Raw genomic sequence first — 24554 nt, forward strand, 5'->3', positions numbered from 1 at the left:
CATGGGAAGGGTGGCAGATGAGCAACCTTAAGAAAATCAGTATCGACGGGCAAGAATACGAAGTCGATGGTGCTATGACCATCCTTCAGGCGGCGGAACTCGCGGGCGTCGAGGTTCCGCGGTTCTGCTATCACGAACGGCTTTCGATCGCTGGCAACTGCCGGATGTGTCTGGTCGAAGTGGTGGGTGGCCCGCCCAAGCCGACCGCGTCCTGTGGTATGCAGGTCAAGGATCTGCGTCCCGGCCCGAACGGAGAGGCGCCGGTCGTCAAGACCAACTCGCCTATGGTCAAGAAGGCCCGCGAGGGCGTGATGGAATTCCTGCTGATCAACCACCCGCTTGATTGCCCGATCTGCGATCAGGGCGGCGAGTGTGATCTGCAGGATCAGGCAATGGCTTATGGTGTGGATTTCAGCCGCTACCGTGAGCCGAAGCGTGCAGCGGAAGAGCTGAACCTGGGACCGCTGGTCAAAACCGCGATGACCCGCTGCATTTCCTGCACCCGCTGCGTTCGCTTTACCACCGAGGTGGCCGGTATTGTCCAGATGGGGCAGACCGGTCGGGGTGAAGACAGCGAGATCACGTCCTATCTGAACCAGACGCTGGATTCGAACCTGCAAGGCAACATCATTGATCTTTGCCCTGTGGGCGCTTTGACGTCGAAACCCTATGCCTTTACCGCGCGTCCATGGGAACTGACGAAGACCGAAAGCATCGACGTGATGGATGCGCTTGGCTCGAATATCCGCGTGGATACCAAGGGGCGCGAAGTGATGCGCATCCTGCCGCGCAACCATGACGGCGTGAACGAGGAATGGATCAGCGACAAGACGCGCTTTATCTGGGACGGCCTTCGCCGTCAGCGTCTCGACACGCCCTATATCCGTGAGAATGGTCGTTTGCGTCGTGCAGATTGGCCCGAGGCACTGGCCGCTGCTGCTGCTGCGATGAAGGGCAAGAAAATTGCTGGCCTTATCGGCGATCTTGCCCCGGTTGAAGCCGCCTATGCACTGAAGCTGCTGGTCGAGGGGCAGGGTGGCCAAGTCGAGTGCCGGACCGATGGCGCACGTCTGCCGGCGGGCAACCGTTCCGCTTATGTCGGGACTGCCGCAATCGAGGATATCGACACGGCTCAGGCGATTACGCTGATCGGGGTGAACCCGCGGATCGAAGCACCGGTGCTGAACGCCCGCATCCGCAAAGCCTGGATCAACGGTGCAACCGTGTCGCTGATCGGGGCAGCTGCGGATCTGACCTATGATTACAATCATCTGGGTACGGACCGTGCCGCGCTGACACGGCTTGCAAGCGAAGAAGCCACCGACAGCAAACCGGGTGTTATCATCGTGGGCCAATCGGCCTTGCTGGAAGCGGATGGCGAAGCTGTTCTTTCCCATGCCATGGCCTTGGCCGAACGGACCGGGGCGGGGCTGCTGGTTCTGCACAGTGCAGCTTCGCGTGTCGGTGCGATGGATATCGGTGCGGTAACCGAAGGCGGAGTGAAAACGGCCATCGATGGTGCCGATGTCGTCTTCAACCTTGGTGCCGACGAGATCGAAATCGCGGCTGGTCCGGTGGTGATCTATCAGGGCAGCCATGGTGATCGTGGTGCCCACCGCGCTGACATCATCCTTCCGGCGGCGGCCTATACCGAAGAAAACGGGCTTTTCGTAAATACCGAAGGCCGTCCGCAGCTGGCATTCCGCGCGGGCTTTGCACCGGGTGAGGCAAAAGAGAACTGGGCTATCCTGCGCGCGCTCTCTGCCGAATTGGGGTCAAAGCTTCCGTTTGATTCTCTTGCCCAGCTTCGCGCAAAGTTGGTTGCCGAAGTGCCGCATCTTGGCCGCGTGGATCAGCTTGCAGAAAACACCTGGACGCCGCTGGAGGTGCGTGAACCTGCACGCGCGGATTTCCGGGCTGTTACGCATGATTTCTATCTGACGAACCCGATTGCCCGCGCATCGGTGCTGATGGGAGAACTTTCTGCACTGGCGTTGGCGCGTTCGGCACCTTCGCTGGCGGCGGAATGAGGGCGGCGGCAATGGTTTTATTGGCCATGTCAGCCTGTACCACATTGCCTCGCGAGGTTCCGCCCGTGATCGAAGGCGAAGAGCCTGTTGCGATGCCCTCCTACTTGGGCGTACAGACCATCAGGATTGATGACGAGCTGGCGGCGTTCAGGGTGGGCATTGACCATCCCCGCGCTTCGGCGGATATCGATGCCTATACGGATTGCGTTGCGGCGCAATATGCTTTGATACGCGGATATGGCTATGCACGCCTTATCCGTACCAATATTGACGAACGGGGGCGTGCATGGGTGGCCGATGCTGTCTATGCCCTGTCCATGAATGCGCCGGACGGCGTACGCGTGATCGAGGCCGCATCGACGGTCGCCGCCTGCAAGGCGCAGTCGATTCCGACGGTGTAACGAGGGAACGTGATGGCTGAATTTTTACAGACGGGTTTCGGGATCACGGTCCTTGTTGCGCTGCAAGCCTTGGGCGTGATCGCTTTCGTGATGATTGCGCTGATCTTCATGGTCTATAGCGACCGGAAGGTCTGGGCTGCGGTTCAGATGCGGCGCGGACCGAACGTGGTCGGGCCTTGGGGTCTTCTGCAGACGTTTGCGGACGCGCTGAAATATGTTGTGAAGGAAATCGTCGTTCCTGCGGGATCCGACAGATTTGTGTTCTTCCTTGCGCCGCTGCTGTCTTTCATTCTGGCGATGCTTGGCTTTGCCGTGATCCCCTTTGCCGATGGCTGGGTTCTGGCAGACCTGAACGTGGCGGTGTTGTTCGTATTCGCGGCATCCTCGCTAGAGGTCTATGGCGTGATCATGGGCGGTTGGGCATCCAACTCCAAGTATCCGTTCCTCGGCTCTCTGCGCTCTGCTGCCCAGATGATCTCCTATGAGGTTTCATTGGGTCTGATCATCATCGGGGTGATCATCTCGACGGGATCCCTGAACTTTTCGGATATTGTCCGGGCGCAGGATGGCAATCTGGGGCTGCTGAACTGGTACTGGTTGCCGCATCTGCCGATGGTTGCCCTGTTCTTCATTTCTGCACTGGCAGAAACGAACCGCCCGCCCTTCGATCTGCCCGAGGCGGAATCGGAACTGGTGGCCGGGTTCATGGTCGAATATTCGTCCACACCTTATCTGCTGTTCATGGCGGGCGAGTACATCGCGATCTTCCTGATGTGCGCACTTATGTCGATCCTGTTCTTCGGCGGCTGGTTGTCTCCCATTCCTGGCTTGCCCGACGGCGCGTTGTGGATGGTCGGCAAGATGTGCTTCTTCTTCTTCATGTTTGCCATGGTGAAGGCGATCACGCCGCGCTACCGCTACGACCAGTTGATGCGTATCGGCTGGAAGGTTTTCCTGCCGCTGTCACTGGGTTGGGTCGTGCTGGTTGCATTCCTTGCAAAATTTGAACTGTTCGGCGGGTTCTGGGCCCGTTGGGCGATAGGAGGCTGATATGACACAATCCATTGATTGGGGCCGCGCAACACGGTACGCGCTGCTGTGGGATTATATTGTCGGCTTCAAGTTGGGATTCCGGTACTTTTTTGCGCCGAAGGAAACCATCAACTATCCGCACGAAAAAGGCCCGCTTTCCCCGCGCTTCCGTGGTGAACATGCATTGCGTCGCTATCCCAACGGGGAGGAGCGTTGCATCGCCTGCAAACTGTGTGAGGCCGTGTGCCCTGCACAGGCGATCACCATCGATGCCGAACCGCGTGAAGACGGCAGCCGCCGTACAACGCGTTACGATATCGACATGACAAAATGCATCTATTGCGGTTTCTGCCAGGAGGCGTGCCCCGTGGATGCAATTGTCGAAGGCCCGAATTTCGAATTCTCGACCGAAACGCGGGAAGAACTTTTCTACGACAAGGCCAAGCTTTTGGACAATGGCGCCCGCTGGGAAGCCGAAATTGCCCGTAACCTTGAACTTGACGCACCTTACCGATGACGCGGGTTGGCTGCTTTACCTGCGCGCCACTGTGGCGTAACGGTGCAGCCAAGACTCGGCCCCCTGAGGAGAGAAACCTATGACGGTTGCGGATTTTGCCTTTTACACCTTTGCGGTGGTCACGATTGTGGCGGGCCTTTCGGTAACGATGGCGCGCAATCCTGTTCATGCCGTTCTATGGCTGATTACGGCATTCCTGTCATCGGCAGGTCTGTTTGTGCTGCTCGGGGCCGAATTTGTCGCGATGCTGATGATCATCGTCTATGTCGGCGCGGTCGCGGTGCTGTTCCTGTTCGTGGTGATGATGCTGGACATCGACTTTGCCGAGCTGAAGTCGGAAATGGTGAAATATGTGCCGATCGCATCGCTGATCGGCGTCATCCTTCTGGTGCAGTTGCTTCTGGGCGTTGGTGCCTGGGTTCAGGCCGATGGCGCCATGGGCCTTCGCCAGTCGGTAACGCCCGACATGACGCAGATCGACAATACGCATGCCATCGGGCTGATCTTGTTTGATCGTTATTTGTTGCTGTTCCAGATGGCTGGTCTGGTTCTGCTGGTTTCGATGATCGGGGCCATTGTGCTGACGTTGCGGCACCGGACCGATGTGAAACGTCAAAACGTACTGCATCAGATGTGGCGCGACCCAGCCAAGTCTATGGAATTGAAAGATGTGAAGCCGGGGCAGGGTCTCTGACCCGAACTCGGAACGGCGCGTAGGCGCGGAGGGACGAATATGGTTGGTGTGGAGCATTACGTTGTGGTTGCGACAATACTTTTTGTCGTAGGCATTTTCGGTATCTTTCTGAACCGAAAGAACGTGATCGTCATTCTGATGTCGATCGAGCTGATGCTGCTCGCGGTCAATATCAATCTGGTCGCGTTTTCCAGCGATCTGAATGATCTGACCGGTCAGATCTTTACGCTTTTCGTATTGACCGTTGCTGCCGCCGAGGCGGCGATCGGACTTGCGATCCTCGTAACCTTCTTCCGCAACAAAGGCTCGATTGACGTTGAAGACGTCAACGTGATGAAAGGCTGAGGTTATGGTGACGGTCATCCTTCTTGCGCCGCTGGTCGGTGCGCTGATCTGTGGCTTCGGCTGGCGATTGATCGGCGAAACGGCAGGGCAGGTCATCGCGACCGGCCTCGTCGTTCTTGCTGCATTGCTGAGCTGGGTCGTGTTCCTGACGCTTGATGGCGGTGCCACGCAGATCGTGCTGATGCGCTGGATCGAAAGCGGCAGCCTCGCCTCTGACTGGGCCATCCGGCTGGATAGGCTGACGGCGATCATGCTTGTGGTTGTGACGACGGTTTCGGCCTTGGTGCATGTCTACAGCTTCGGCTACATGGCCCATGACGAGAATTTCCGTCCGGGCGAACATTACCGGGCCCGTTTCTTTGCCTATCTTTCTCTGTTCAGCTTTGCGATGCTGACTCTGGTCACGGCAGATAACCTCGTGCAGCTCTTTTTCGGCTGGGAAGGGGTCGGTCTTGTTTCCTATCTTCTGATCGGCTTCTATTATCGCAAGCCTTCGGCCAATGCGGCTGCTGTAAAAGCATTCATCGTGAACCGTGTTGGTGATTTCGGGTTCATGCTGGGAATTGCGGCGCTGTTTTTCCTGACGGACTCGGTTCGCCTGGTTGATGTTTTCGCTTCTTCGGCTGATCTGGCCCAGATGCAGATATCCTTCCTGTCGATGAACCTGAACGCAGCCGAGGTTGTTGGTGTTCTGCTGTTCATCGGTGCGATGGGTAAATCGGCCCAGCTTGGCCTGCACACATGGCTGCCGGACGCAATGGAAGGCCCGACACCTGTTTCGGCTCTGATCCACGCCGCGACAATGGTGACTGCCGGGGTCTTCCTCGTCTGCCGCATGTCGCCCATCTACGAAGTAGCGCCGCATGCACAGATGTTGATCGTGGTTGTCGGGGCACTGTCGGCTTTGGTCGCTGCAAGCATCGGCCTCGTTCAGAACGACATCAAACGTGTGATCGCCTATTCGACGATGTCGCAATTGGGTTACATGTTTGTTGCGGCGGGCGTAGGCGTCTATTCTGCAGCAATGTTCCACCTCTTTACACATGCGTTCTTCAAGGCACTCCTGTTCCTTGCGGCAGGTTCGGTTATTCATGGAATGGCGGGAGAGCAGGATCTACGCAACTACGGCGGTCTGCGGCGCAAGATGCCGATGACATTCTGGGCAATGGTCATCGGAACGCTTGCAATCACAGGCGTCGGTATTCCGTTCACGTCCATTGGCTTTGCCGGCTTTGTTTCCAAGGATGCAATCGTAGAGAGTGCCTGGACGGGGTCCGGCTTCGCTTTCTGGATGCTGGTCATCGCAGCTGCCATGACGGCTTTCTACTCATGGCGTCTGATCTTCCTGACCTTCTTCGGCAAACCGCGTGGCAAGGCAGACGTTCATGGCCATGCACATGACTCCGGTCGTAGCATAATGGTCCCTCTGGCCGTGCTGGCGGTTGGTGCGGTATTGGCAGGGACGGTCTTCCACCATAACTTCTTTGGTGAAGAGGAAGCCGTTCGTGCATGGTTCCATGCTGAACCGGCATCGACCCTGTTCGACGGTGGCCTTTATATCTCGGCCGACAACCATGCCCTTCATGAAGCGCATGAGGTGCCTGCGGCTGTTTCTCTTGCCCCGTTCATCGCGATGCTTGTCGGCGTCATCCTTGCTTTTGTCATGTATATCCGCAGCCCTGGTCTGCCGTCCCACATGGCAAAATCGGCAAATGGTCTTTACCGCTTCCTGCTGAACAAATGGTACTTTGACGAATTGTTCGATCGTATCTTCGTGGTTCCGGCCCAACGTCTTGGATCGTTCCTCTGGCGGCGTGGGGATGATCGCGGGATCGATGGTGCCGTGAATGGTCTAGCACTCGGGCTTATTCCTGCACTGACGCGGTTGGCGCAGCGTATGCAGTCCGGTTATATTTTTCACTATGCCTTTGCCATGGTTGTTGGCATCGCGGCCCTCGTAACTTGGGTGACGTTCTTGGGAGGCGCACGCTGATGGACAACCTTCTTTCGATCGTTACTTTCGTTCCCGCGATTGCTGCACTCATCCTGGCGGTGTTTCTCCGCGGCGATGATGCGGCTGCTCGGCGAAATGCCCGTTGGCTGGCCATGCTGGCCACCGGCGCCACGTTCGTGATCTCGCTGTTCCTCTATGCCCAGTTCGATAACGAAACTGCCGGTTTCCAGTTCGTGGAAGAACATCGCTGGATTGCAGGTCTTCATTACAAACTTGGCGTAGACGGCATTTCGATCCTGTTTGTCCTGCTGACAACATTTCTCATGCCGATTGTCATCGCTGCGTGCTGGAAGGTCGAACACCGCGTCAAGGAACTGATGATCGCCTATCTGGTACTGGAAACACTGATGATCGGTGTATTCTCGGCGCTGGATATGGTGCTGTTCTATATGTTCTTTGAAGGAACATTGATCCCTGCATCCCTTATGATCGGGATCTGGGGCGGCAAGCAGCGGTTGTATGCGGCATTCAAGTTTTTCCTTTATACGTTCGCCGGTTCTGTGCTGATGCTGGTTGCGATGATCGCCATGTATTATGATGCCGGCACGACGGATATGGTCGCGCTGCTGCAGCATGATTTCGCCTCTTCTCCCATCACCGTTGGCGGTCTCACGATCGTCGGGGGTGTGCAGACGCTGCTATTCCTGGGCTTCCTTGCCAGTTTTGCGGTGAAACTGCCAATGTGGCCGCTTCATACCTGGCAGCCGGACGCCTACGTTCAGGCACCAACCGCGGCGACCGTCGTGCTGTCCGCAATCCTGGTAAAGATGGGTGGATATGGATTCCTGCGCTTTTCCTTGGGAATGTTTCCGGTTGGCGCGGACACGCTATCTACATTGATGCTGTGGCTGTCTGCGATTGCCATTGTTTACACCTCGCTGGTTGCTTTTGTTCAGCATGATATCAAGCGCCTCATCGCTTATTCCTCGATCGCCCACATGGGCTTCGTGACCCTCGGTGTGTTTTCGGGCAATCAGCAGGGGATCGACGGCGCAGTCTTCCAGATGATCTCTCACGGGTTCATTTCTGCGGGGCTGTTCTTCTGTGCCGGCGTATTGATCGACCGCTTTCGTGCCCAGGACATCGATGCTTTCGGCGGCCTTGCCGCACGGATGCCGACCTATGCGCTGCTTTTCATGTTCTTCACCATGGCGAACGTAGGGCTGCCGGGGACCAGTGGTTTTGTCGGGGAATTCCTGACATTGCTGGGGGCGTTTCAGGCAAATACCTGGGTGGCGCTGGTTTCGACGACGGGGATCATCTTCGCAGCGGCCTATGGGCTTCGGTTCTATCGTCGTGTGATGTTCGGTGACCTGATCAAAGAGGCGCTTAAGGGTGCAAAGGATCTCAGCGGTCGTGAGAAGGCAATTTTTGCCCCTCTGGCCATCATGGTTCTGGTCCTCGGGATCTACCCCGCGCTGATTACCGACGTGATCTCCAGCTCAACTGCCCATCTGACACAGACCTATCAGGCCGCTCTGCCCAGTTCCGAGGGTGTTCAGGCCGCTATGATCGAGGCCGCACGATGACCCATGCCGATTTCGCAGCCATCCTTCCCGAATTTCTGCTTGCGGTCTTTGCGCTCCTCGCGCTTGTGATCGGGGTCTCTGCGGGTAAGGATCGCACGGCACCCATTCTGGTATGGGTCACCGCTGCTGTTTTTGTATTCCTCGCCATCATGATCAGCATGCCGGGCGGACCGGATCGTATCGCATTCCATGGAATGTTCGTGGATGATGCGTTTGCTCGCTTCACGAAGGTCATTATCCTGCTATCTGCCGCTGCCGTACTGGTCATCAGCCAGGAATATATGGCAAAGCTGGGGCTTCTCCGGTTTGAATACCCGGTACTGATCGCTTTGGCGGTAGTCGGAATGATGGTGACGGTCTCTGCGGGGGATCTGATCGCCTTGTATATGGGGATAGAGCTGCAATCCCTTGCACTTTATGTCGTTGCCAGCTTCCGTCGTGATTCCGCCCGTTCTTCCGAAGCCGGGATGAAATATTTTGTCCTTGGTTCGTTGTCCTCGGGCATGTTCCTCTACGGTGCATCGCTGACTTATGGTTTCTCGGGAACGACGCAATTCGCGGGCATCCTCTCGACGCTGGGGCAGAACATGCCTGTTGGCCTGCTGTTTGGTATGGTTTTCATGCTGGCGGGAATTGCATTCAAGATTTCGGCGGCTCCATTCCATATGTGGGCACCCGACGTTTATGAAGGCGCTCCGTCACCTGTCACCGCATTCTTTGCCACTGCGCCCAAGGTTGCAGGTCTGGCGTTTCTGGCACGTGTTCTCTATGACGCATTCGGCGCATTGCCTGGTGATTGGTCACAGATCATTGCCGTGATGTCGGTTCTGTCGATCTTTGTTGGTTCGATCGGTGCTATCGGGCAAAAAGACATCAAGCGTCTTATGGCGTATTCCTCAATCGCCCATATGGGTTTTGCCCTGATGGGGTTGGCAACCGGGACCGCCGGTGGCGTACAGGCCATGCTCGTCTACATTGCCATCTATATCACCATGAGCGTTGGCGTTTTTGCCTTTATCCTGTCCATGCGTCGCGATGGGGTTCCGATTACGCAAATCAACTCGCTAAGCCTTTATTCGAAGGTCGAGCCTTTGAAAGCGCTTGCTTTGCTCGCACTATTCTTCAGCATGGCAGGTATCCCGCCATTCGTCGGGTTTTTCGGTAAATTCTATGTTCTGAAGGCCGCCATCGATGCCGGTATGTTCTGGCTCGCAATCGTTGGTGTTCTGGGATCGGTCATCGGGGCCTATTACTACCTGCGGATCGTTTTCCTGATGTACTTCGGCAAAGACGAAAGTATTCTGGACAAGGGTATGCGCCCAGTTCAGCTGATCGTGCTTCTGGCAACCGCCGCGATCATGGTCGTGGGCATCATCAACCTGTTTGGCATTGATGGCGCCGCAGCACTGGCCGCGAATGCACTTGTACGCTGATTGGCCTGATGGGGTAGGCCGGCACGTTCTGACCGGGGTCGGAAGTACCAACGCCTACGCCATGACGTTGCCGGATCTGCCCGTTTGGGTACGGGCAGATGTGCAAACCGAGGGGAAGGGCCGACGCGGTCGGTCATGGTCCAGCCCGATTGGCAACTTCTATGGAACGTATGCATTCCGCCCGGCTGAGCCGCCGGCGGTTTCCGCACTCTATTCCTTTGTCGCGGCATTGGCATTGCGGGATGCGCTGGTTCAGCTGACAGGGCATGCGCAGGGCTACAAGCTGAAATGGCCTAATGATATCTTGCTAAACGGCGGAAAACTGTCCGGTATCCTGCTGGAATCCCGCGCCGGAATTCTCACGGTCGGTATCGGTGTGAACCTCTCGAATGCGCCTGACCCCGGAAATGTCGAGCCGGGCGCTGTTCTCCCGGTCAGCGTCTTTGGAGAGACCGGCATCAGGATTTCACCTGACCAGCTTTTGTCGGCTTTGGCGCCTGCGTTTACCCGCCGCTCGCAGCAATTGGCATCGGGGTTTGGCGAAATCCGAACGGATTTCTTGCGGTATGCCGCCCGTATTGGCGAACATATCATCGCACGCACGGGGCAAACCAGCCGAAGCGGAGTTTTCCGGACAATCGATGAAACGGGTGCATTGGTGCTGGCCACAAACGAAGGTCCTGTCCTGATCCCCGCAGCAGATATCTTCTTCGGGGAGGGTCCTCATGCTGCTCGCAATTGATTGCGGCAACACTAATACCGTCTTTTCGGTATGGGATGACGGCCGGTTTCTGGGCACATGGCGCATGTCCACCGATCATACCCGAACGGCCGATGAATATTTCGTCTGGTTGACTGCGCTCATGCGGCTTGATGGTGAGGTGATGGCGATTGATGATGCAATCATCTCGTCCACGGCGCCTCGGGTCGTATTCAATTTGCGGGTTCTCTGTAATCGCTACTTCAATTGCCGTCCGCGCGTGGTGGGCAAGGCGGAATGCGCCCTCCCGATTGAGCCACGGGTCGATCCGGGAACAACCGTGGGGCCGGACCGTCTGGTCAACACCGTTGCCGGATTCCATAGGCATGGTGGAGATCTCATTATTGTTGATTTCGGAACCGCGACGACATTTGATGTTGTGGATGCCGATGGGGCCTATATTGGCGGGGCAATCGCACCGGGCGTGAACCTGAGCCTTGAGGCATTGCACATGGCGGCAGCTGCCTTGCCCCATGTCGATGTTTCCAGGCCGGTGCTTGCGATCGGAACTAATACTGTAGCCTGTATGCAATCCGGTGTTTACTGGGGCTATATCGGCCTTGTCGAGGGAATCGTCCGGCAGATCCGCCGTGAACGTGATCGCCCGATGAAGGTAATCGGCACCGGGGGCCTTGCGCCTTTGTTTGACCAGGGTTTCGACCTATTTGACACTGTGGACAGCGACCTGACCATGACCGGTCTGGTTCTCATTCACCAATATAACAAAGAATTGGATAAGGCATGACGAACGAGCGGCTAATCTACCTCCCCCTTGGTGGCGCGGGCGAGATTGGCATGAACTGCTACGTCTATGGGCATGGCGCACCGGGACGTGAGCGGCTGATCGTGATCGATCTTGGTGTGACTTTCCCGGATATGGACACAACGCCGGGTGTCGATCTGATCCTGCCCGACATTAGTTGGCTGGAAGCAAGGGCTGACCGGATTGATGGCATTTTCATCACCCACGCGCATGAGGATCACATCGGCGCCTTGGCGCATCTTTGGCCCAAGCTCAACGCGCCGATCTATGCCCGCAAATTCACTGCGGCAATCGGTCGGCACAAGTTCCAGGACCAAGGCCTACCCAAGGACGCGATCACGGTTGTGGAGCCGCGGCCCGAGACGATCAAGGCCGGCCCATTCTCGGTGCAATTCGTGCCGATCAGCCATTCGGTTCCAGAAAGTTCGGCCCTTGTGATCGACAGCCCGGCTGGCCGGGTCGTGCATTCGGGTGATTTCAAGCTCGATCCGGCCCCGGTCGTGGGCGAGGCGTGGAACCCTGCGTCATTCGAAGCGATTGCTGCGGAACGCCCGGTCAAGGCGCTGATGTGCGATTCCACCAACGTCTTTACGCAGCATCCAGGGCGTTCGGAAAGCACGCTTGCCGGTCCGCTGCGTGAGCTGATCAGCAATGCGAAAGGAATGGTTGTCGCGACCACTTTTGCATCGAACGTTGCGCGTTTGAAAACGCTGGCCGATGCCGCACAAGCGTCGGGCCGCTCGATCTGCTTGCTGGGGCGCGCGATGCGCCGCATGGTCGCCACAGCGCAGGAAACAGGTATCCTCACGGAATTTCCGTCAACGATCAGCCCCGAGCAGGCGTTGGAAATGCCCCGTGATAAGGTCATCCTGATCGTGACCGGATCGCAGGGGGAACGGCGGGCTGCCAGCGCACAGCTTGCCCGTGGCAAGTATCTGGGCATCAGCCTCAAGGAAGGTGATCTGTTCCTGTTCTCGTCGCGGACCATTCCCGGGAACGAGCGTGGCGTTGGCCGGATCATGAACCAGCTTTCTGAAATGGGTGTGATCCTGCAGGATGATGCGGGCGGTCTTTATCACGTGTCCGGGCATGCGAACCGGCCCGATCTGATCGCGATGCATTCGGTTGTAAAGCCGCAGATGCTGATCCCGATGCATGGCGAACACCGACATATGCGCGAACATGCGCGTTTGGGGACGGATGCCGGACTGCGCAGTGCGATTGTCACCAATGGCATGATGGTCGATATCACTGGAAACAGTATCGTCCCTGTTGAAAAGATCGAGGCAAAGCGCGTCTATCTGGATGGTGGCATGCTGATCGGTGCGTTCGACGGTGTGGTTCGTGACCGTATCCGCATGGCATTGAATGGCCATGTCATGGTGACTTTGCTCATTGATGAAAATGATGAGTTGCTGGGTGACGCTTGGGTCGAAGTCATGGGACTTGCCGAGCGGGGCCGGAGCGGAAAATCCTACAGCGAGCTGCTGGAAAACGATCTGACCGAGTGGTTGGAGGGTGCCGGCGCCAAACTGCTGCGCGATGACGGTCGGCTTGAGGAAGGGATCCGGCGGACGGTGCGGAATGTTTCGCAGGCCGAGATCGGGAAAAAACCCGAAGTTACGGTCGTTCTTTCCCGCTTGCAGGACGAATAAGAAAAAGCCCCGCGAAAGCGGGGCTTTTTTAATGGCCCATTGCAGGCCGATCAGTTTTCGTCGGAGATGACCGCAGGTTCGACAGCGAAACTGCGTGTCAGGAAATCGGGAACATGGTCCCCAAGTCCGACAACCGGACCATCCTCACGTGTGTTGCGGTTCCGCGGGCGATGATCCTGCTTCGTCCGCTCTTGCGGAGCAGGTTCTGCAACGACGGGTGGCGGGGCCGCTGCAGTTTCTACCACTGCTGCAGGGGCAGCGTCCTCATTGCGGCGACGGCTCCGGGTGCGGCGGCGACCGCTGCTTTCACCCTCGGCGGTCGGAGTTGCAGGGGCGTCCTTTACAGGCGCAGGTGTTTCCGAACGCGGGATCGGTTGTCCGACCAGAGTTTCGATTGCTGTCACGTATTTCTCATCTGCCGGAGTTGCCAAGGTGTAGGCCTTGCCCTTGCGTCCGGCTCGACCAGTCCGGCCGATACGGTGCACATAATCTTCTGGATGTGTCGGAACGTCGAAATTGAACACATGGCTGACCGATGGAACATCAAGACCACGGGCTGCAACATCGGATGCCACCAGCAACTGCAGGGACCCCTCGCGGAACTGGTCCAACGTGGCCATACGCTGCCGTTGTTCCAGATCCCCATGGATGGGGGCCGCATTGAAACCATGCGATTTCAGCGATTTTGCAACAACATCCACATCGATCTTCCGGTTGCAGAAGATGATGGCATTCGTGCAGGCATCGCCTTCGGACCTGATCAGATCCCGCAGGACATTGCGCTTGTCCGCAAAACTGCGATCCTTGCGGCTTGGCGTTACGCTTACCAATGCCTGCTCGATGGTGGCCGAGGTGGAATTCTGGCGGGCAACTTCGATTTTCACCGCGCTTTGCAGGAACGTATTGGTGATACGCTCGATCTCCGGTGCCATTGTGGCCGAGTAGAAGAACGTCTGGCGTGTGAACGGGGTCAGGCTGAAGATACGTTCGATATCCGGAATAAAGCCCATGTCGAGCATCCGGTCAGCCTCGTCCACGACCATGATCTGCACGCCGGTCAGCAGCAGCTTGCCACGTTCGAAATGGTCAAGCAGCCGGCCCGGGGTCGCGATCAGAACATCGACACCACGGTCGATCAGTTTGTCTTGCTCGCCAAACGATACGCCACCGATAAGCAGCGCCTTTGTCAGCTTTGTATGCTTGGCATAGGTGTCGAAATTCTCGGCCACCTGTGCCGCCAATTCGCGGGTCGGTGCCAGAACGAGCGACCGTGGCATACGCGCACGTGCGCGTCCCTTGCCCAGAAGGGTAATCATCGGAAGGGTAAAGCTGGCAGTCTTTCCGGTACCGGTCTGGGCAATGCCCAGAACGTCCTTGCCCTCAAGAGCGTGGGGAATAGCCTGGGCCTGAATAGGAGTGGGGGACTCATATCCCGCCTCCTGAACGGCCTTTAACACGCGAGGATCCAGCGCGAGATCGGAGAATTTTGTCATTTGCGTCCTGTGAATGCGGTATCGGACCGCAGCAATGTAAGGGACGCAAAATCTGGGCGCCCCAGCGTCTTCGGCAAAAAAAACCTGCCGATGACTTATCCTAAATCATCAGTCAGGTCAAGTTTTGTTGGGAAAACCGGTATCAGACCATCATTTCCTTGGTCGAAGTCAGGCTGATTTCCGGGTGATCGCGTTCAATCCGGTCAATGTCCCATTGAAGGCGGGTAAGAAAAACCATGTCCCCGTCACTGTCATGGGCAATATGCCCCTTGTTCACAGCGGCCATCTTGTCAACCGCGGCCTTCGGCCCCCGGATCCAGCGGGCAGAATTGAACTGCGACCCTTCAAAGCGCACGGGCAGGGAGTATTCCTGCTCGATCCGGCTGGCCAATACTTCGAATTGCAGCGCGCCGACCACACCGACGATGAAGCCGGAGCCGATCGAGGGTTTGAAAACCTTCGCCGCGCCTTCTTCGGCAAACTGCATCAGGGCTTTTTCCAGATGTTTTGCCTTCATCGGATCACCGGCGCGGACACCTTGCAGGAGTTCGGGCGCAAAAGAGGGAATACCCGTGAAATGCAGCGCCTCTCCTTCGGTCAGCGCATCACCGATGCGCAGCTGACCGTGGTTCGGAATGCCGATGATATCACCGGCCCACGCCTCTTCCGCCAGTTCCCGATCCGCTGCAAGGAACAGGACGGGATTGGACACCGCCATCTGCTTTTTGGAGCGGACATGCAGCAGCTTCATTCCGCGCTCGAAATGCCCCGACGCAAGGCGCACGAATGCCACGCGGTCGCGGTGTTTCGGGTCCATGTTCGCCTGAACCTTGAACACAAAGCCCGTTACCTTCGATTCTTCCGATCCGATCTGGCGTTCCTTGGCGTTCTGCGGCTGCGGCTCGGGGCCATATTCGGCCATTCCGTCCATCAATTCCTTCACGCCGAATGAATTGATCGCACTGCCGAACCAGATCGGGGTCATATGCCCCTCCAGAAACGCCTGGCGATCAAACTTCGGCAACAGCTCCCGCGCCATTTCGATTTCTTCACGCAGCTTTTCCAGCAGATCTGCCGGGATGTGTTCGGCCAGCTTTGGATCATCGAGGCCGGTGATCTTGATGGATTCCGCCACCTTGTTCCGGTCGGCGCGATCCATGATCTCCAGCCGGTCATGAAGCAGATCGTAGGCACCCACGAATTCACGGCCCATGCCTATGGGCCAGGACGCAGGCGAGACATCGATGGCCAGATTTTCCTGAATCTCGTCGATGATTTCGAACACATCGCGGGATTCACGGTCCATCTTGTTACAGAATGTCAGGATCGGCAGGTCACGCAAGCGGCAAACCTCGAAAAGCTTACGGGTTTGCGATTCTACACCCTTTGCGCCATCGATCACCATAATGGCAGCGTCAACGGCCGTCAGGGTACGGTAGGTGTCTTCGGAAAAATCGCTGTGTCCGGGTGTATCGACCAGATTGAAGCGATAGTGCCCGAATTCGAACGACATTGCCGATGCGGATACCGAGATGCCGCGATCCTGCTCCATCTTCATGAAGTCCGAGCGGGTACGGCGCGCTTCGCCTTTGGCACGGACCTGTCCGGCCATCTGGATAGCGCCACCGAACAGCAGGAACTTTTCGGTAAGCGTCGTTTTACCTGCGTCGGGGTGCGAGATGATCGCAAACGTCCGGCGGCGGGCGATTTCAGGCGGAAGGGTGGGGCTATTATCCAACATGTGCTGGCTGTAGCGCACCACGCGCGCCGCGTCCATCGGGGTTCCGCTTTGTGACAAGCACTGCTAGCGTCCATCCCAAATTCAGGAGGATGCGATGGATCTGGGAATTAAAGGCAAGCGGGCATTGGTTTGCGCCTCATCCAAGGGGCTCGGGCTTGGCTGTGCAACGGCCCTGGCCGAGGCCGGAGTGGATCTTGTGATGAACGCACGGGGGGCGGATGCTCTGGAATCTGCCGCTGCGGACCTGCGAGAGCGATTCGGCGTCGATATCGTGACCATTGCGGCCGACATTGCGACCCCCGAAGGCCAGCGCGCCGTGATCGAGGCTGCCGGTGATGTCGATATCCTCGTGAACAACGCCGGCGGGCCACCCCCCGGTATCTGGAGCGATTGGGACCGTGAGGATTTCATCAAGGCACTGGATGCCAACATGCTGGCCCCAATTGCCCTGATGTCCGCACTGATGCCGAAAATGGCGGCGCGCGGCTGGGGGCGGGTGGTCAACATCACTTCGCAATCCGTAAAGGCGCCCATTCCGCAGCTGGGGCTGTCCAATGCCGCACGGGCAGGGCTGACGGGCTATGTCGCGGGCACGTCGCGCCAAGTGGCCGCGGATGGCGTCGTAATCAACAACCTGCTGCCGGGCATCCATGAAACAGCGCGGTCTGCCGCGCTGGACCGGAACACGGCCGATAATTCGAACATCACGCCGGATCAGGCGCGCGCGCAACGCGAAGCCACAATTCCGACAGGCACCTACGGCACGGCCGAGGATTTCGGCGCGATGTGTGCCTTTTTGTGTTCGCAGCATGCCCGGTTCATCGTGGGGCAGAATATCCTGCTGGACGGCGGGGCGACCAATCTCAGCCTCTGAAAAGTGAGCGGGTTCGGCGCGAAAGGGCTATGAACCGGGCGTCGAACCGCATAGACATAACGCAATATTTTCGGTCGTTTTGGGCCACAGGAGTTTCGACATGCTCAACAATATCGGTCTTCCCGGTCTTCTGCTGATCGCCGTGGTTCTTCTCGTTCTGTTCGGCAGGGGCAAGGTTTCCTCGCTGATGGGCGAAGTGGGCAAGGGCATCACCGCGTTCAAGAAAGGTGTGAACGAAGAAGACAAAGAGCTGGAAGCAAAACGCGCAACGGAAGCGCGCGATGTGACCCCCGAAGAGCAGCGCAAGCACGAGAATATCTGAGCGGCGGCTGACCAATGCTTGATATCGGTTGGAGCGAACTCATCCTCATGGGCGCGGTGGCGCTGATCGTGGTCGGACCAAAGGATCTGCCGGATATGTTCCGCCAGATCGGCAGGTTCACCGCCAAGGCCAAATCGATGGCCCGTGAATTTTCCAATGCCATGGAGGATGCGGCCAAGGAATCCGGCGTACAGGATGTGGCCAAGGATCTGCGCAACGTCACCTCGGCCAAAAGCATGGGACTGGACGCTGTCCGCAATGCGGCCACCAAGTTCGAGACTTGGGACCCGTTGAAAGGCAGCCGGAACACGCCGCCAAAGGCTGTGGTAGAGGCCGAGGATGTGAAACACAGCGCAGCCGCCGTTTCCGCCACGCCGCGCGTTCATGAAACGCCGCCAAAGCCCGCACCCGTTGTGCGTGCGCGGCCAGATCCGGTGCGCCGCCGCCCCGTGACCACCCCCGTTGAACAACGGAAAAAGCCTGTTCGGCGCAAGCCCGCCCCTAAAAAGCCTGAATGATGACCAGCAACGCCGACGATATCGACGACAGCAGCGCCCCCCTGATCGAGCATCTCAAGGAGCTGCGAACCCGCATCATGTGGGCTCTGGGTACTTATATCGCGGCAGTTTGCGTGGTTTTTCCGTTCGCAAATTATGTGTTCAACTTCCTGTCCTATCCGGTCTGCAATGCACTGGCAGGGCGCGGGCAGGATTGCGGACTGGTCATGATCAAGCTGCAGGAAGGCTTTTTCGTTTCCGTAAACATCGCGTTCTTCGGGGGCCTTGTTCTGGCATTTCCAGTTATCGCCTTCCAGATGTGGCGGTTTGTGGCGCCAGGGTTGTACAAGTCCGAAAAATCGGCGTTTCTGCCGTTTTTGATCGCCTCTCCGGTCATGTTCTTCATCGGGGCAGCGTTCAGCTATTTCATCGTGCTGCCTATGGCATTCGACTTCTTCCTCAGTTTCCAGCAGGCACAGTCGGCCCCGGCCACACCTGCGGTGGGGGAGGTTGTGGACCGTGCCGCCCATGCGGGGATCGTGTTTCAGGGATCGGCGCAGGAATATCTGGGCCTGACCATGAAGTTCATTCTGGCCTTCGGCTTGTGTTTCCAGTTGCCTGTTCTTTTGACCCTTATGGGAAAGGCGGGGCTGATTTCCGCCGCGGCGCTTGTATCGGTCCGGAAATACGCAATCGTCGCCATTCTGGCGCTTTCGGCCTTTGCCACACCACCGGATATGATGAGTCAGGTCATCCTGTTCTTCGCAGTTTACCCGCTATATGAAGTTTCGATCTTCCTGATCCGGCGCATCGAAAAGCGTCGGGAGGCAGAACTCAAAGCCGAAGGGCTATGGTTCGAAGAAGATGAGGTAGAGGACTCCAGCAAGAAATGAACGACCCGCTTATCCGTATTGCCGAAGCATTGGAGCGATTGTCTCCCCCACCACCACCAGCGCCGGATATGACAATTGCCCATGCATTCGCCTGGCAGACCAGCCCGGATCGTCTGGTTCCGGTGGCGGATGTTTCGCGGATAGACTTGGCGCTGTTGATCGGCGTGAACCGTGCCCGTGATATCCTGCTGGAAAACACGCGTCATTTTGCCAAAGGGTTGCCCGCGAACAACGCATTGCTGTGGGGTTCGCGCGGCATGGGGAAATCCTCGCTGGTGAAGGCGGTACATGCCCAGATCCTGTCCGAAGGGCTCCCCCTGAAGCTGGTAGAACTTTCGCGGGAAGATCTGCCTACGGTCCAGCGCCTGCTGGCCCATCTGCGGGCTTCCGACGAACGGTTCGTTCTGTTCTGCGATGACCTGTCTTTCAGCCATGATGACCAGCATTACAAATCGTTGAAGGCGGTTCTGGACGGAGGCATCGAAGGCCGCCCGTCGAATGTTATTCTTTATGCCACATCGAACCGTCGACACCTGATGCCGCGGGATATGATCGAGAATGAACGCTCAACCGCCATCTCTCCGTCCGAAGCCGTAGAGGAAAAGGTTTCCCTTTCGGACCGTTTTGGTCTGTGGCTGGGATTCCATCCGTGTTCGCAGGATGATTACCTGGATATGATACGCGGATATTGCGCCGCCTATAACGTCATGGTGGCCGAGGACGAGTGGCGGCCCGAAGCGATCGAATGGCAGGCGACACGCGGCGCCCGTTCGGGCCGCGTGGCATGGCAGTTCTTTACGGACCTTGCCGCACGCAAGAACGTGCGGATCTCCTGAAAGGGCCGTTATTGCAGATAGGGTGCGGGATCGACGCTCTCGAACCCTTTGCGAACCTCAAAATGCAAGAAGGCCGGGCTGGCCGCACGCACGGTGGCAATTTTTTGCCCCTTGCTGACAGTAGCACCTTTTTCGACAGCCACATTGTCAATACCTGCATAAACAGTCAGCAGGTCACCGGCATGGCGCAGCACCAGGATTGGTACCTGATCCGTATCGCGCGTGATGGCGGCAACGGTGCCTGAGGCCGCAGCAACAACCGAGGAACCCGCTCCAGCGCCGATATCAATCCCCTCGTTCTTGCCTTTGGCGTAGGGGCGTATGATGCTGCCGCTGGCGGGCATTGCGAATTGTGCGCCGGATGTGGCGGTTGCAGCAGGTGCTGCCGTTGCGGGTGCCACCGCAGCCGGGGCGGAGGTGGCCGTGGTCGTCTGGGCTGGCGGGGTACCCGCAGCGGTCGGGATCAACAGAACCTGGCCTTCGCGCAGGGACAGATTGGCATCCAGCCCGTTCCATTCCGCCAGATCCTTGGGGGATACATTGTAGGTCCGCGCAATCGAATAGGCCGTTTCACCACGTGTCACCCGATGCTGTGCGGGCTGCGCGCCAGAGGATTGTGTGCTGGCCACGGGAGCCGTGGTGGAATAACCGCCAGAGTCCAGCGTTGTTGTCTGGATGCCGCCCGTCTGGATGCTGGTGGCCATGGGGGGCATCGTTGCATCCACGTTGTTGACCGGCGAGGCTGTATTCGCGCCTTGGGGCAGGGCAATTACCTCACCGCCACGAAGCTGGGCATTTGGATCGATCGCGTTGAACTGCGCCAGTTGGGCAGGGTTAACACCAACCCGATTGGCCAATGTGGTCACTGTATCGCCATTCTGCGCCACGGCCACCTGATAGGTCGGGTAGGTAATGACACCACGTGCATCGGGCTGAGGACGTGCACTGGAGGCACTGAGGGCCGCATCGCTCGTGTTCAGATTGGACCGCATATCGAAATCCATGGGCTGGCTACATGCCGCTGTCAGGACAACGCCGGACAGAACACCCAATGTACGCAACTTTGGTACCGACAATTTCATATGACCCCCTTTGATCATTCCGTGGCGACCCCTTCGATCAGAGGGACGAACCGCACCGAGCGTAGTTCTTCATATTCAAAACCGTCTTCGGTTCGAAGAACTTTTATTAATGTTTGTACTGCATCTGTCTGGCCTACCGGCACAACCATGATACCGCCGATTTTCAGCTGCGCCATAAGGGGGCCGGGCGGGTCTTCGGCCGCAGCCGTAACCAGAATACGGTCGAACGGGGCCTGATCCGGCAGACCATGGCTGCCATCACCGGCAAATGCGGTGATATTTGACAGGTTCAGACTGCGAAAGGTCTCCTCCGCCTCGCGCACCAGGCGACGATGACGGTCGATCGTATAGACACGGCGGGCAAGCTGGCTGAGGATTGCGGCCTGATATCCGGAGCCTGTGCCGATCTCCAGAACTCTGTCGCGTGGCGCAATGGCAAGGGCCTGCGTCATCAGGCCGACCACCGACGGTTGGCTGATGGTCTGGCCGCAGGCAATGGGCAGGGGCGTATCTTCATAGGCCCGTTCGGAAAACAGCCCTTTGACGAATGCCCCGCGATCCACCTTTTCCATTGCCGTCAGCACGCGCCCGTCTGTCACCCCTCGTGATCGCAAGGAGTAAAGAAAGCGCATCTGGCGCTCGGCCTTATCATGCTCGACAGCGTCGTCATTCATGCCAGCGCTGCCTCCAGATCCCGAAGACGGTCATGCGCGGTCAGATCACAGCGCATCGGGGTGACCGAGATATATCCTTCAAGGTTCAGGTTTACATCGCTGCCAGCCATGGCAGGCCCCTGACTGCTACCCTGCACCCATAGAAAGCGTTTACCCGAAGGCGACATATGCGGCTTGGTCGAAAAGGAGGTGTTTTGGCGAAAACCCTGCGGCGCTGCGCGTGTACCCAAGACATCCTTGGCCGCGACCGGGGGAAAGTTGACGCTGTAGAACAGACGGTAATCAGCCTCGTCCCAAGGCGCAGTCTCTACAATCGCTCGGACAACGCGGGCCCCGTGGATACGGGCCGTCTCGAAGGGATCATCCAGCACCCGCGTCTGCGGGCCTAGATATTGCGACAGCGCAATCGACCGGACACCCTGCAATGCACCTTCGATCGCGGCACCTATCGTGCCGGAATACATCGCATTTTCGCCCGAATTGTTGCCCCGGTTTACGCCGGACAGGATCAAGTCCGGCTTTTCACCCTGAAAAACCTCATAGATGGCGGCAAGCACGCAATCGGCCGGACTCCCCTCGGCCGCGAACTGACGTTCGCCCATCTGGGTGAACAACGTCGGATGAGTGTAGCTGATGGCATGCCCCACGCCCGATTGTTCAAATGCGGGGGCAACGGTCCAGACCTCACCGGACGGGCCGGCAATTTCTGCCGCAATCTCACTCAGGACAGCAAGGCCCGGTGCGTTGATGCCATCGTCGTTCGTGATGAGAATGCGCATGGGAAACCTCTCGTTTCCCCATGCTTAGACGACACACGCTTGCGCGACAACCCGCGCACTAGGCTTAGACCATATGCAGGTCAGCCGTGCCTAATACACGCTCAAGATCCGACAGTGCGAACGGTTTACTGAGCAGCGGTGCGTTACCATGTGGCGCTGCAAGGGTGCTTCGGTCATTCGCGGTGGCAAAGATGAATGGAATACCACGTGCATGGAGCCGGTCAGCAATAGGAAAGGAGACCTGGCCTGCCAGATTGATGTCCAGCACCGCAAAGTCGAAATCATTCCGTTCGATCCGGTCCAGCCCCTGATCCAGACGTCGTGCGATGTCGACGACCTCCACACCCAGCTCTCGCAGGTAATCCTCGATCAACATGGCGACCAGAAACTCATCCTCGACAACCAAGGCTCTGCGCACCGGCAAGCCGATTGGGGCGTGTATCATCTGGTTCTCTCCACTCGCTGTCACATCGACGCCTGAAATGGCGTCAGCGGGACCCGTCCTCATTCTGCCCAACGACCGATTTGCATCTGATTAACACCGCCGGATCATTTCGTATCGCATGAACGCCCAAGGCCATGGATGGTTCCCACAAGAATTATTGCCCAAGGCAAATAAGAGGCTTTTCGCCTGCGGGTGCAGCCCTAAATGCCTCATATATCAAATGCCAGACAAGCGCAGGTGACCCTGCCACCCCCGCGAGGAGTCCAGCCATGACCGATACGACCCGATCCAGATCCTCTGTCACCATGACGGTGAACGGAACAGAACAGCAGCTTGATATCGACAACCGCGTCACCCTTCTGGATGCCCTGCGTGAGCATCTGAAGCTGACCGGAACCAAAAAGGGCTGTGACCACGGTCAATGCGGTGCCTGTACGGTCATGGTAAACGGACGGCGGGTAAACTCCTGCCTGTCGTTGGCGGTCATGCACCAGGGGGATGAGGTGACGACGGTCGAGGGCCTAGGCTCTCCCGAAGATCTGCATCCCATGCAGGCGGCGTTCATCGAACATGACGGGTACCAGTGCGGCTATTGTACACCGGGCCAGATCTGTTCGGCGAAATCGGTTCTGGAGGAAATACGGGCGGGTATCCCAAGCCACGTTACCCGTGACCTGGCGAACGTCGTGATGAATGATGACGAACTGCGTGAACGGATGAGCGGAAATATCTGCCGCTGCGGGGCATATGCCAATATTCTTGCCGCGATGAAGCAGGTTGCGGAGGAAACGGCATGAAATCCTTCAGCTACGAACGCGTCGCAACAGCCGCCGAAGCTGCCAGTGCGCTCGGCCGAACCAAAGGGGCCAAAATCATTGCCGGGGGGACGAATCTTCTGGACCTGATGAAGCTGGGCATAGAGGCCCCGGACCATCTGGTGGATGTCAACGGCCTAGGCCTGGACAAGATCGAGGAAACTGCCGAGGGCGGGCTGCGCATCGGCACCCTTGTCCGCAATACGGATATGGCCGCCGATGCGCGGATCCGGGCGGATTATCCGCTGTTGACACGTGCAGTGCTGGCAGGGGCCTCGGGTCAGTTGCGCAACAAGGCGACAACGGGCGGCAATCTGCTGCAACGGACGCGTTGCCCCTATTTCTATGACACTGCAATGCCCTGCAACAAGCGCAAGCCAGGGTCCGGCTGTGCGGCCCTCTCGGGGGCGAGCCGGCAATTGGCGGTGATCGGGGGCAGCGAGGCCTGCATCGCCACCTATCCGGGTGATATGGCTGTGGCCATGCGGGCGCTGGACGCAGCCGTAGAAACCGTGAGGGCAGATGGAACCACCCGCTCCATTCCTCTGGATCAGTTCTACCATCTGCCCGGAACCTCTCCGGATGTAGAGAACGACCTTGCTGCGGATGAATTGATCACCCACGTCACGTTGCCCGCACCTGTGGGCGGAGAGCAGACGTATACGAAAATCCGGGATCGTGCCTCCTATGCCTTTGCATTGGTGTCTGTTGCCGTGATCCGGCATTCAGACGGTAGCGGTCGCGTCGCATTCGGAGGAATGGCCCCCAAGCCTTGGCGTGCCGAGGAGGCCGATGCCGCGATGGCCAAAGGGGCAGAGGCCGTAACCGAAATTGCCTTTGCCGGTGCCAATCCGACCGAAGACAATGCGTTCAAACTGCCACTTGCCCAACGTGCACTGGCAAAAATCCTGCATGGAAAGGGGGAGTAAT

Annotated in this window: 25 protein-coding genes; 19 read left to right on the forward strand and 6 right to left on the reverse strand. The window is 57.9% G+C overall.

All coding sequences use genetic code 11. From position 1 onward, the window contains the following. Window positions 1-17 precede the first annotated feature (17 nt). The 12 genes from nuoG to TR36_RS04720 all read left to right on the forward strand — a co-directional run bounded on the left by nuoG (window position 18) and on the right by TR36_RS04720 (window position 13173). Entirely contained in the window at window positions 18-2030 is a 2013-nt protein-coding gene (gene nuoG / locus TR36_RS04665) for an NADH-quinone oxidoreductase subunit NuoG (protein WP_045389779.1), read from the forward strand. Between the two features lie 26 nt (window positions 2031-2056). Next, window positions 2057-2431 carry a hypothetical protein gene (locus TR36_RS04670; protein WP_153010493.1) on the forward strand — a complete coding sequence of 125 codons (375 nt, stop codon included), beginning with the start codon at window positions 2057-2059 and terminating at the stop codon, window positions 2429-2431. Window positions 2432-2443: 12 nt separating this feature from the next. Then, on the forward strand, window positions 2444-3481 hold the full coding sequence (gene nuoH / locus TR36_RS04675; protein ID WP_045389773.1) for an NADH-quinone oxidoreductase subunit NuoH: 1038 nt from the start codon (window positions 2444-2446) through the stop codon (window positions 3479-3481). A gap of 1 nt (window position 3482) precedes the next feature. Next, window positions 3483-3980 (forward strand): NADH-quinone oxidoreductase subunit NuoI, encoded by a 498-nt coding sequence (gene nuoI, locus TR36_RS04680; RefSeq protein WP_045389770.1) that lies wholly within the window; start codon window positions 3483-3485, stop codon window positions 3978-3980. Between the two features lie 79 nt (window positions 3981-4059). After that, a complete protein-coding gene (locus TR36_RS04685; protein ID WP_045389767.1) occupies window positions 4060-4674 on the forward strand; it encodes an NADH-quinone oxidoreductase subunit J in 615 nt (204 codons plus the stop codon). A gap of 39 nt (window positions 4675-4713) precedes the next feature. Beyond that, the gene (nuoK, locus tag TR36_RS04690) at window positions 4714-5019 is read left to right on the forward strand and encodes an NADH-quinone oxidoreductase subunit NuoK (protein ID WP_062762536.1); all 306 of its coding nucleotides are present in this window, start codon (window positions 4714-4716) and stop codon (window positions 5017-5019) included. A 4-nt stretch (window positions 5020-5023) separates the two neighbouring features. Then, window positions 5024-7012: an NADH-quinone oxidoreductase subunit L gene (nuoL, locus tag TR36_RS04695; RefSeq protein ID WP_045389763.1), complete on the forward strand. Its 1989-nt coding sequence runs from the start codon at window positions 5024-5026 to the stop codon at window positions 7010-7012. After that, window positions 7012-8562: an NADH-quinone oxidoreductase subunit M gene (locus tag TR36_RS04700; protein ID WP_045389762.1), complete on the forward strand. Its 1551-nt coding sequence runs from the start codon at window positions 7012-7014 to the stop codon at window positions 8560-8562. The genes nuoL and TR36_RS04700 overlap by 1 nt, the downstream gene beginning before the upstream one ends. Beyond that, a complete protein-coding gene (gene nuoN, locus TR36_RS04705) occupies window positions 8559-9995 on the forward strand; it encodes an NADH-quinone oxidoreductase subunit NuoN (RefSeq protein ID WP_062762538.1) in 1437 nt (478 codons plus the stop codon). Before TR36_RS04700 ends, nuoN begins: the two co-directional genes overlap by 4 nt. Further along, entirely contained in the window at window positions 9979-10737 is a 759-nt protein-coding gene (locus tag TR36_RS04710) for a biotin--[acetyl-CoA-carboxylase] ligase (RefSeq protein WP_045389758.1), read from the forward strand. The genes nuoN and TR36_RS04710 overlap by 17 nt, the downstream gene beginning before the upstream one ends. Beyond that, on the forward strand, window positions 10721-11500 hold the full coding sequence (locus tag TR36_RS04715; protein WP_045389756.1) for a type III pantothenate kinase: 780 nt from the start codon (window positions 10721-10723) through the stop codon (window positions 11498-11500). Before TR36_RS04710 ends, TR36_RS04715 begins: the two co-directional genes overlap by 17 nt. Next, on the forward strand, window positions 11497-13173 hold the full coding sequence (locus TR36_RS04720) for a ribonuclease J (protein ID WP_045389755.1): 1677 nt from the start codon (window positions 11497-11499) through the stop codon (window positions 13171-13173). The genes TR36_RS04715 and TR36_RS04720 overlap by 4 nt, the downstream gene beginning before the upstream one ends. Window positions 13174-13223: 50 nt before the next feature. On the opposite strand, the gene TR36_RS04725 is transcribed toward TR36_RS04720, so the two are convergent. After that, window positions 13224-14666, reverse strand: coding sequence for a DEAD/DEAH box helicase (locus TR36_RS04725; RefSeq protein ID WP_045389753.1), 1443 nt, complete (start codon window positions 14664-14666; stop codon window positions 13224-13226). Window positions 14667-14808: 142 nt separating this feature from the next. Next, the gene (locus TR36_RS04730; protein ID WP_062762740.1) at window positions 14809-16407 is read right to left on the reverse strand and encodes a peptide chain release factor 3; all 1599 of its coding nucleotides are present in this window, start codon (window positions 16405-16407) and stop codon (window positions 14809-14811) included. A 94-nt stretch (window positions 16408-16501) separates the two neighbouring features. On the opposite strand from TR36_RS04730, the gene TR36_RS04735 reads away from it, so the two are divergent. The 5 genes from TR36_RS04735 (at window position 16502) to TR36_RS04755 (ending at window position 19829) form a co-directional block, all read left to right on the forward strand. Then, complete coding sequence (locus TR36_RS04735) at window positions 16502-17281, forward strand: SDR family oxidoreductase (protein ID WP_062762540.1); 780 nt, start codon at window positions 16502-16504, stop codon at window positions 17279-17281. Between the two features lie 100 nt (window positions 17282-17381). Further along, on the forward strand, window positions 17382-17603 hold the full coding sequence (locus TR36_RS04740) for a twin-arginine translocase TatA/TatE family subunit (RefSeq protein ID WP_045389749.1): 222 nt from the start codon (window positions 17382-17384) through the stop codon (window positions 17601-17603). 14 nt (window positions 17604-17617) lie between these two features. Next, window positions 17618-18121, forward strand: a complete 504-nt coding sequence (gene tatB, locus TR36_RS04745) for a Sec-independent protein translocase protein TatB (protein ID WP_062762543.1) — start codon at window positions 17618-17620, stop codon at window positions 18119-18121. Continuing rightward, window positions 18118-18993 carry a twin-arginine translocase subunit TatC gene (gene tatC, locus TR36_RS04750; protein ID WP_045389747.1) on the forward strand — a complete coding sequence of 292 codons (876 nt, stop codon included), beginning with the start codon at window positions 18118-18120 and terminating at the stop codon, window positions 18991-18993. The genes tatB and tatC overlap by 4 nt, the downstream gene beginning before the upstream one ends. Next, window positions 18990-19829, forward strand: a complete 840-nt coding sequence (locus TR36_RS04755) for an ATP-binding protein (RefSeq protein WP_045389745.1) — start codon at window positions 18990-18992, stop codon at window positions 19827-19829. The genes tatC and TR36_RS04755 overlap by 4 nt, the downstream gene beginning before the upstream one ends. A gap of 8 nt (window positions 19830-19837) precedes the next feature. Here the strand turns inward: TR36_RS04755 and TR36_RS04760 are convergent, their stop codons facing one another. From TR36_RS04760 to TR36_RS04775, 4 genes are all read right to left on the reverse strand, one after another. Continuing rightward, window positions 19838-20911 carry a M23 family metallopeptidase gene (locus TR36_RS04760; RefSeq protein WP_045390036.1) on the reverse strand — a complete coding sequence of 358 codons (1074 nt, stop codon included), beginning with the start codon at window positions 20909-20911 and terminating at the stop codon, window positions 19838-19840. Window positions 20912-20925: 14 nt separating this feature from the next. Next, window positions 20926-21585 carry a protein-L-isoaspartate(D-aspartate) O-methyltransferase gene (locus TR36_RS04765; RefSeq protein WP_045389742.1) on the reverse strand — a complete coding sequence of 220 codons (660 nt, stop codon included), beginning with the start codon at window positions 21583-21585 and terminating at the stop codon, window positions 20926-20928. Beyond that, window positions 21582-22364 carry a 5'/3'-nucleotidase SurE gene (surE, locus tag TR36_RS04770; protein WP_045389739.1) on the reverse strand — a complete coding sequence of 261 codons (783 nt, stop codon included), beginning with the start codon at window positions 22362-22364 and terminating at the stop codon, window positions 21582-21584. Before surE ends, TR36_RS04765 begins: the two co-directional genes overlap by 4 nt. Window positions 22365-22428: 64 nt before the next feature. Then, window positions 22429-22809, reverse strand: coding sequence for a response regulator (locus tag TR36_RS04775; RefSeq protein ID WP_045389736.1), 381 nt, complete (start codon window positions 22807-22809; stop codon window positions 22429-22431). A 134-nt stretch (window positions 22810-22943) separates the two neighbouring features. Here TR36_RS04775 and paoA point away from each other — a divergent pair, with 134 nt between their 5' ends. Both paoA and TR36_RS04785 read left to right on the forward strand, forming a co-directional pair. Further along, window positions 22944-23606 (forward strand): aldehyde dehydrogenase iron-sulfur subunit PaoA, encoded by a 663-nt coding sequence (gene paoA, locus TR36_RS04780; RefSeq protein WP_082714856.1) that lies wholly within the window; start codon window positions 22944-22946, stop codon window positions 23604-23606. Continuing rightward, a complete protein-coding gene (locus TR36_RS04785) occupies window positions 23603-24553 on the forward strand; it encodes a xanthine dehydrogenase family protein subunit M (protein ID WP_062762546.1) in 951 nt (316 codons plus the stop codon). The genes paoA and TR36_RS04785 overlap by 4 nt, the downstream gene beginning before the upstream one ends. The last annotated feature ends 1 nt before the right edge of the window (window position 24554 follow it).

The organism is Falsirhodobacter sp. alg1 (assembly GCF_000739715.2).
In the GTDB taxonomy this organism is placed as follows: domain Bacteria; phylum Pseudomonadota; class Alphaproteobacteria; order Rhodobacterales; family Rhodobacteraceae; genus Falsirhodobacter.

Bases quoted from the DNA above. Each gene is read 5' to 3' on its own strand.
- nuoK (WP_062762536.1), top strand. From the start codon at position 4,714: ATGGTTGGTGTGGAGCATTACGTTGTGGTTGCGACAATACTTTTTGTC.
- nuoI (WP_045389770.1), top strand. From the start codon at position 3,483: ATGACACAATCCATTGATTGGGGCCGCGCAACACGGTACGCGCTGCTG.
- TR36_RS04785 (WP_062762546.1), top strand. From the start codon at position 23,603: ATGAAATCCTTCAGCTACGAACGCGTCGCAACAGCCGCCGAAGCTGCC.
- TR36_RS04720 (WP_045389755.1), top strand. From the start codon at position 11,497: ATGACGAACGAGCGGCTAATCTACCTCCCCCTTGGTGGCGCGGGCGAG.
- paoA (WP_082714856.1), top strand. From the start codon at position 22,944: ATGGATGGTTCCCACAAGAATTATTGCCCAAGGCAAATAAGAGGCTTT.
- TR36_RS04685 (WP_045389767.1), top strand. From the start codon at position 4,060: ATGACGGTTGCGGATTTTGCCTTTTACACCTTTGCGGTGGTCACGATT.
- nuoL (WP_045389763.1), top strand. From the start codon at position 5,024: ATGGTGACGGTCATCCTTCTTGCGCCGCTGGTCGGTGCGCTGATCTGT.
- TR36_RS04735 (WP_062762540.1), top strand. From the start codon at position 16,502: ATGGATCTGGGAATTAAAGGCAAGCGGGCATTGGTTTGCGCCTCATCC.
- nuoG (WP_045389779.1), top strand. From the start codon at position 18: ATGAGCAACCTTAAGAAAATCAGTATCGACGGGCAAGAATACGAAGTC.
- TR36_RS04725 (WP_045389753.1), bottom strand. From the start codon at position 14,666: ATGACAAAATTCTCCGATCTCGCGCTGGATCCTCGCGTGTTAAAGGCC.
- TR36_RS04710 (WP_045389758.1), top strand. From the start codon at position 9,979: ATGCACTTGTACGCTGATTGGCCTGATGGGGTAGGCCGGCACGTTCTG.
- TR36_RS04670 (WP_153010493.1), top strand. From the start codon at position 2,057: ATGTCAGCCTGTACCACATTGCCTCGCGAGGTTCCGCCCGTGATCGAA.
- TR36_RS04740 (WP_045389749.1), top strand. From the start codon at position 17,382: ATGCTCAACAATATCGGTCTTCCCGGTCTTCTGCTGATCGCCGTGGTT.
- TR36_RS04730 (WP_062762740.1), bottom strand. From the start codon at position 16,407: ATGTTGGATAATAGCCCCACCCTTCCGCCTGAAATCGCCCGCCGCCGG.
- TR36_RS04765 (WP_045389742.1), bottom strand. From the start codon at position 21,585: ATGAATGACGACGCTGTCGAGCATGATAAGGCCGAGCGCCAGATGCGC.
- TR36_RS04755 (WP_045389745.1), top strand. From the start codon at position 18,990: ATGAACGACCCGCTTATCCGTATTGCCGAAGCATTGGAGCGATTGTCT.
- tatC (WP_045389747.1), top strand. From the start codon at position 18,118: ATGATGACCAGCAACGCCGACGATATCGACGACAGCAGCGCCCCCCTG.
- TR36_RS04715 (WP_045389756.1), top strand. From the start codon at position 10,721: ATGCTGCTCGCAATTGATTGCGGCAACACTAATACCGTCTTTTCGGTA.
- TR36_RS04760 (WP_045390036.1), bottom strand. From the start codon at position 20,911: ATGAAATTGTCGGTACCAAAGTTGCGTACATTGGGTGTTCTGTCCGGC.
- nuoH (WP_045389773.1), top strand. From the start codon at position 2,444: ATGGCTGAATTTTTACAGACGGGTTTCGGGATCACGGTCCTTGTTGCG.
- TR36_RS04700 (WP_045389762.1), top strand. From the start codon at position 7,012: ATGGACAACCTTCTTTCGATCGTTACTTTCGTTCCCGCGATTGCTGCA.
- nuoN (WP_062762538.1), top strand. From the start codon at position 8,559: ATGACCCATGCCGATTTCGCAGCCATCCTTCCCGAATTTCTGCTTGCG.
- tatB (WP_062762543.1), top strand. From the start codon at position 17,618: ATGCTTGATATCGGTTGGAGCGAACTCATCCTCATGGGCGCGGTGGCG.
- surE (WP_045389739.1), bottom strand. From the start codon at position 22,364: ATGCGCATTCTCATCACGAACGACGATGGCATCAACGCACCGGGCCTT.
- TR36_RS04775 (WP_045389736.1), bottom strand. From the start codon at position 22,809: ATGATACACGCCCCAATCGGCTTGCCGGTGCGCAGAGCCTTGGTTGTC.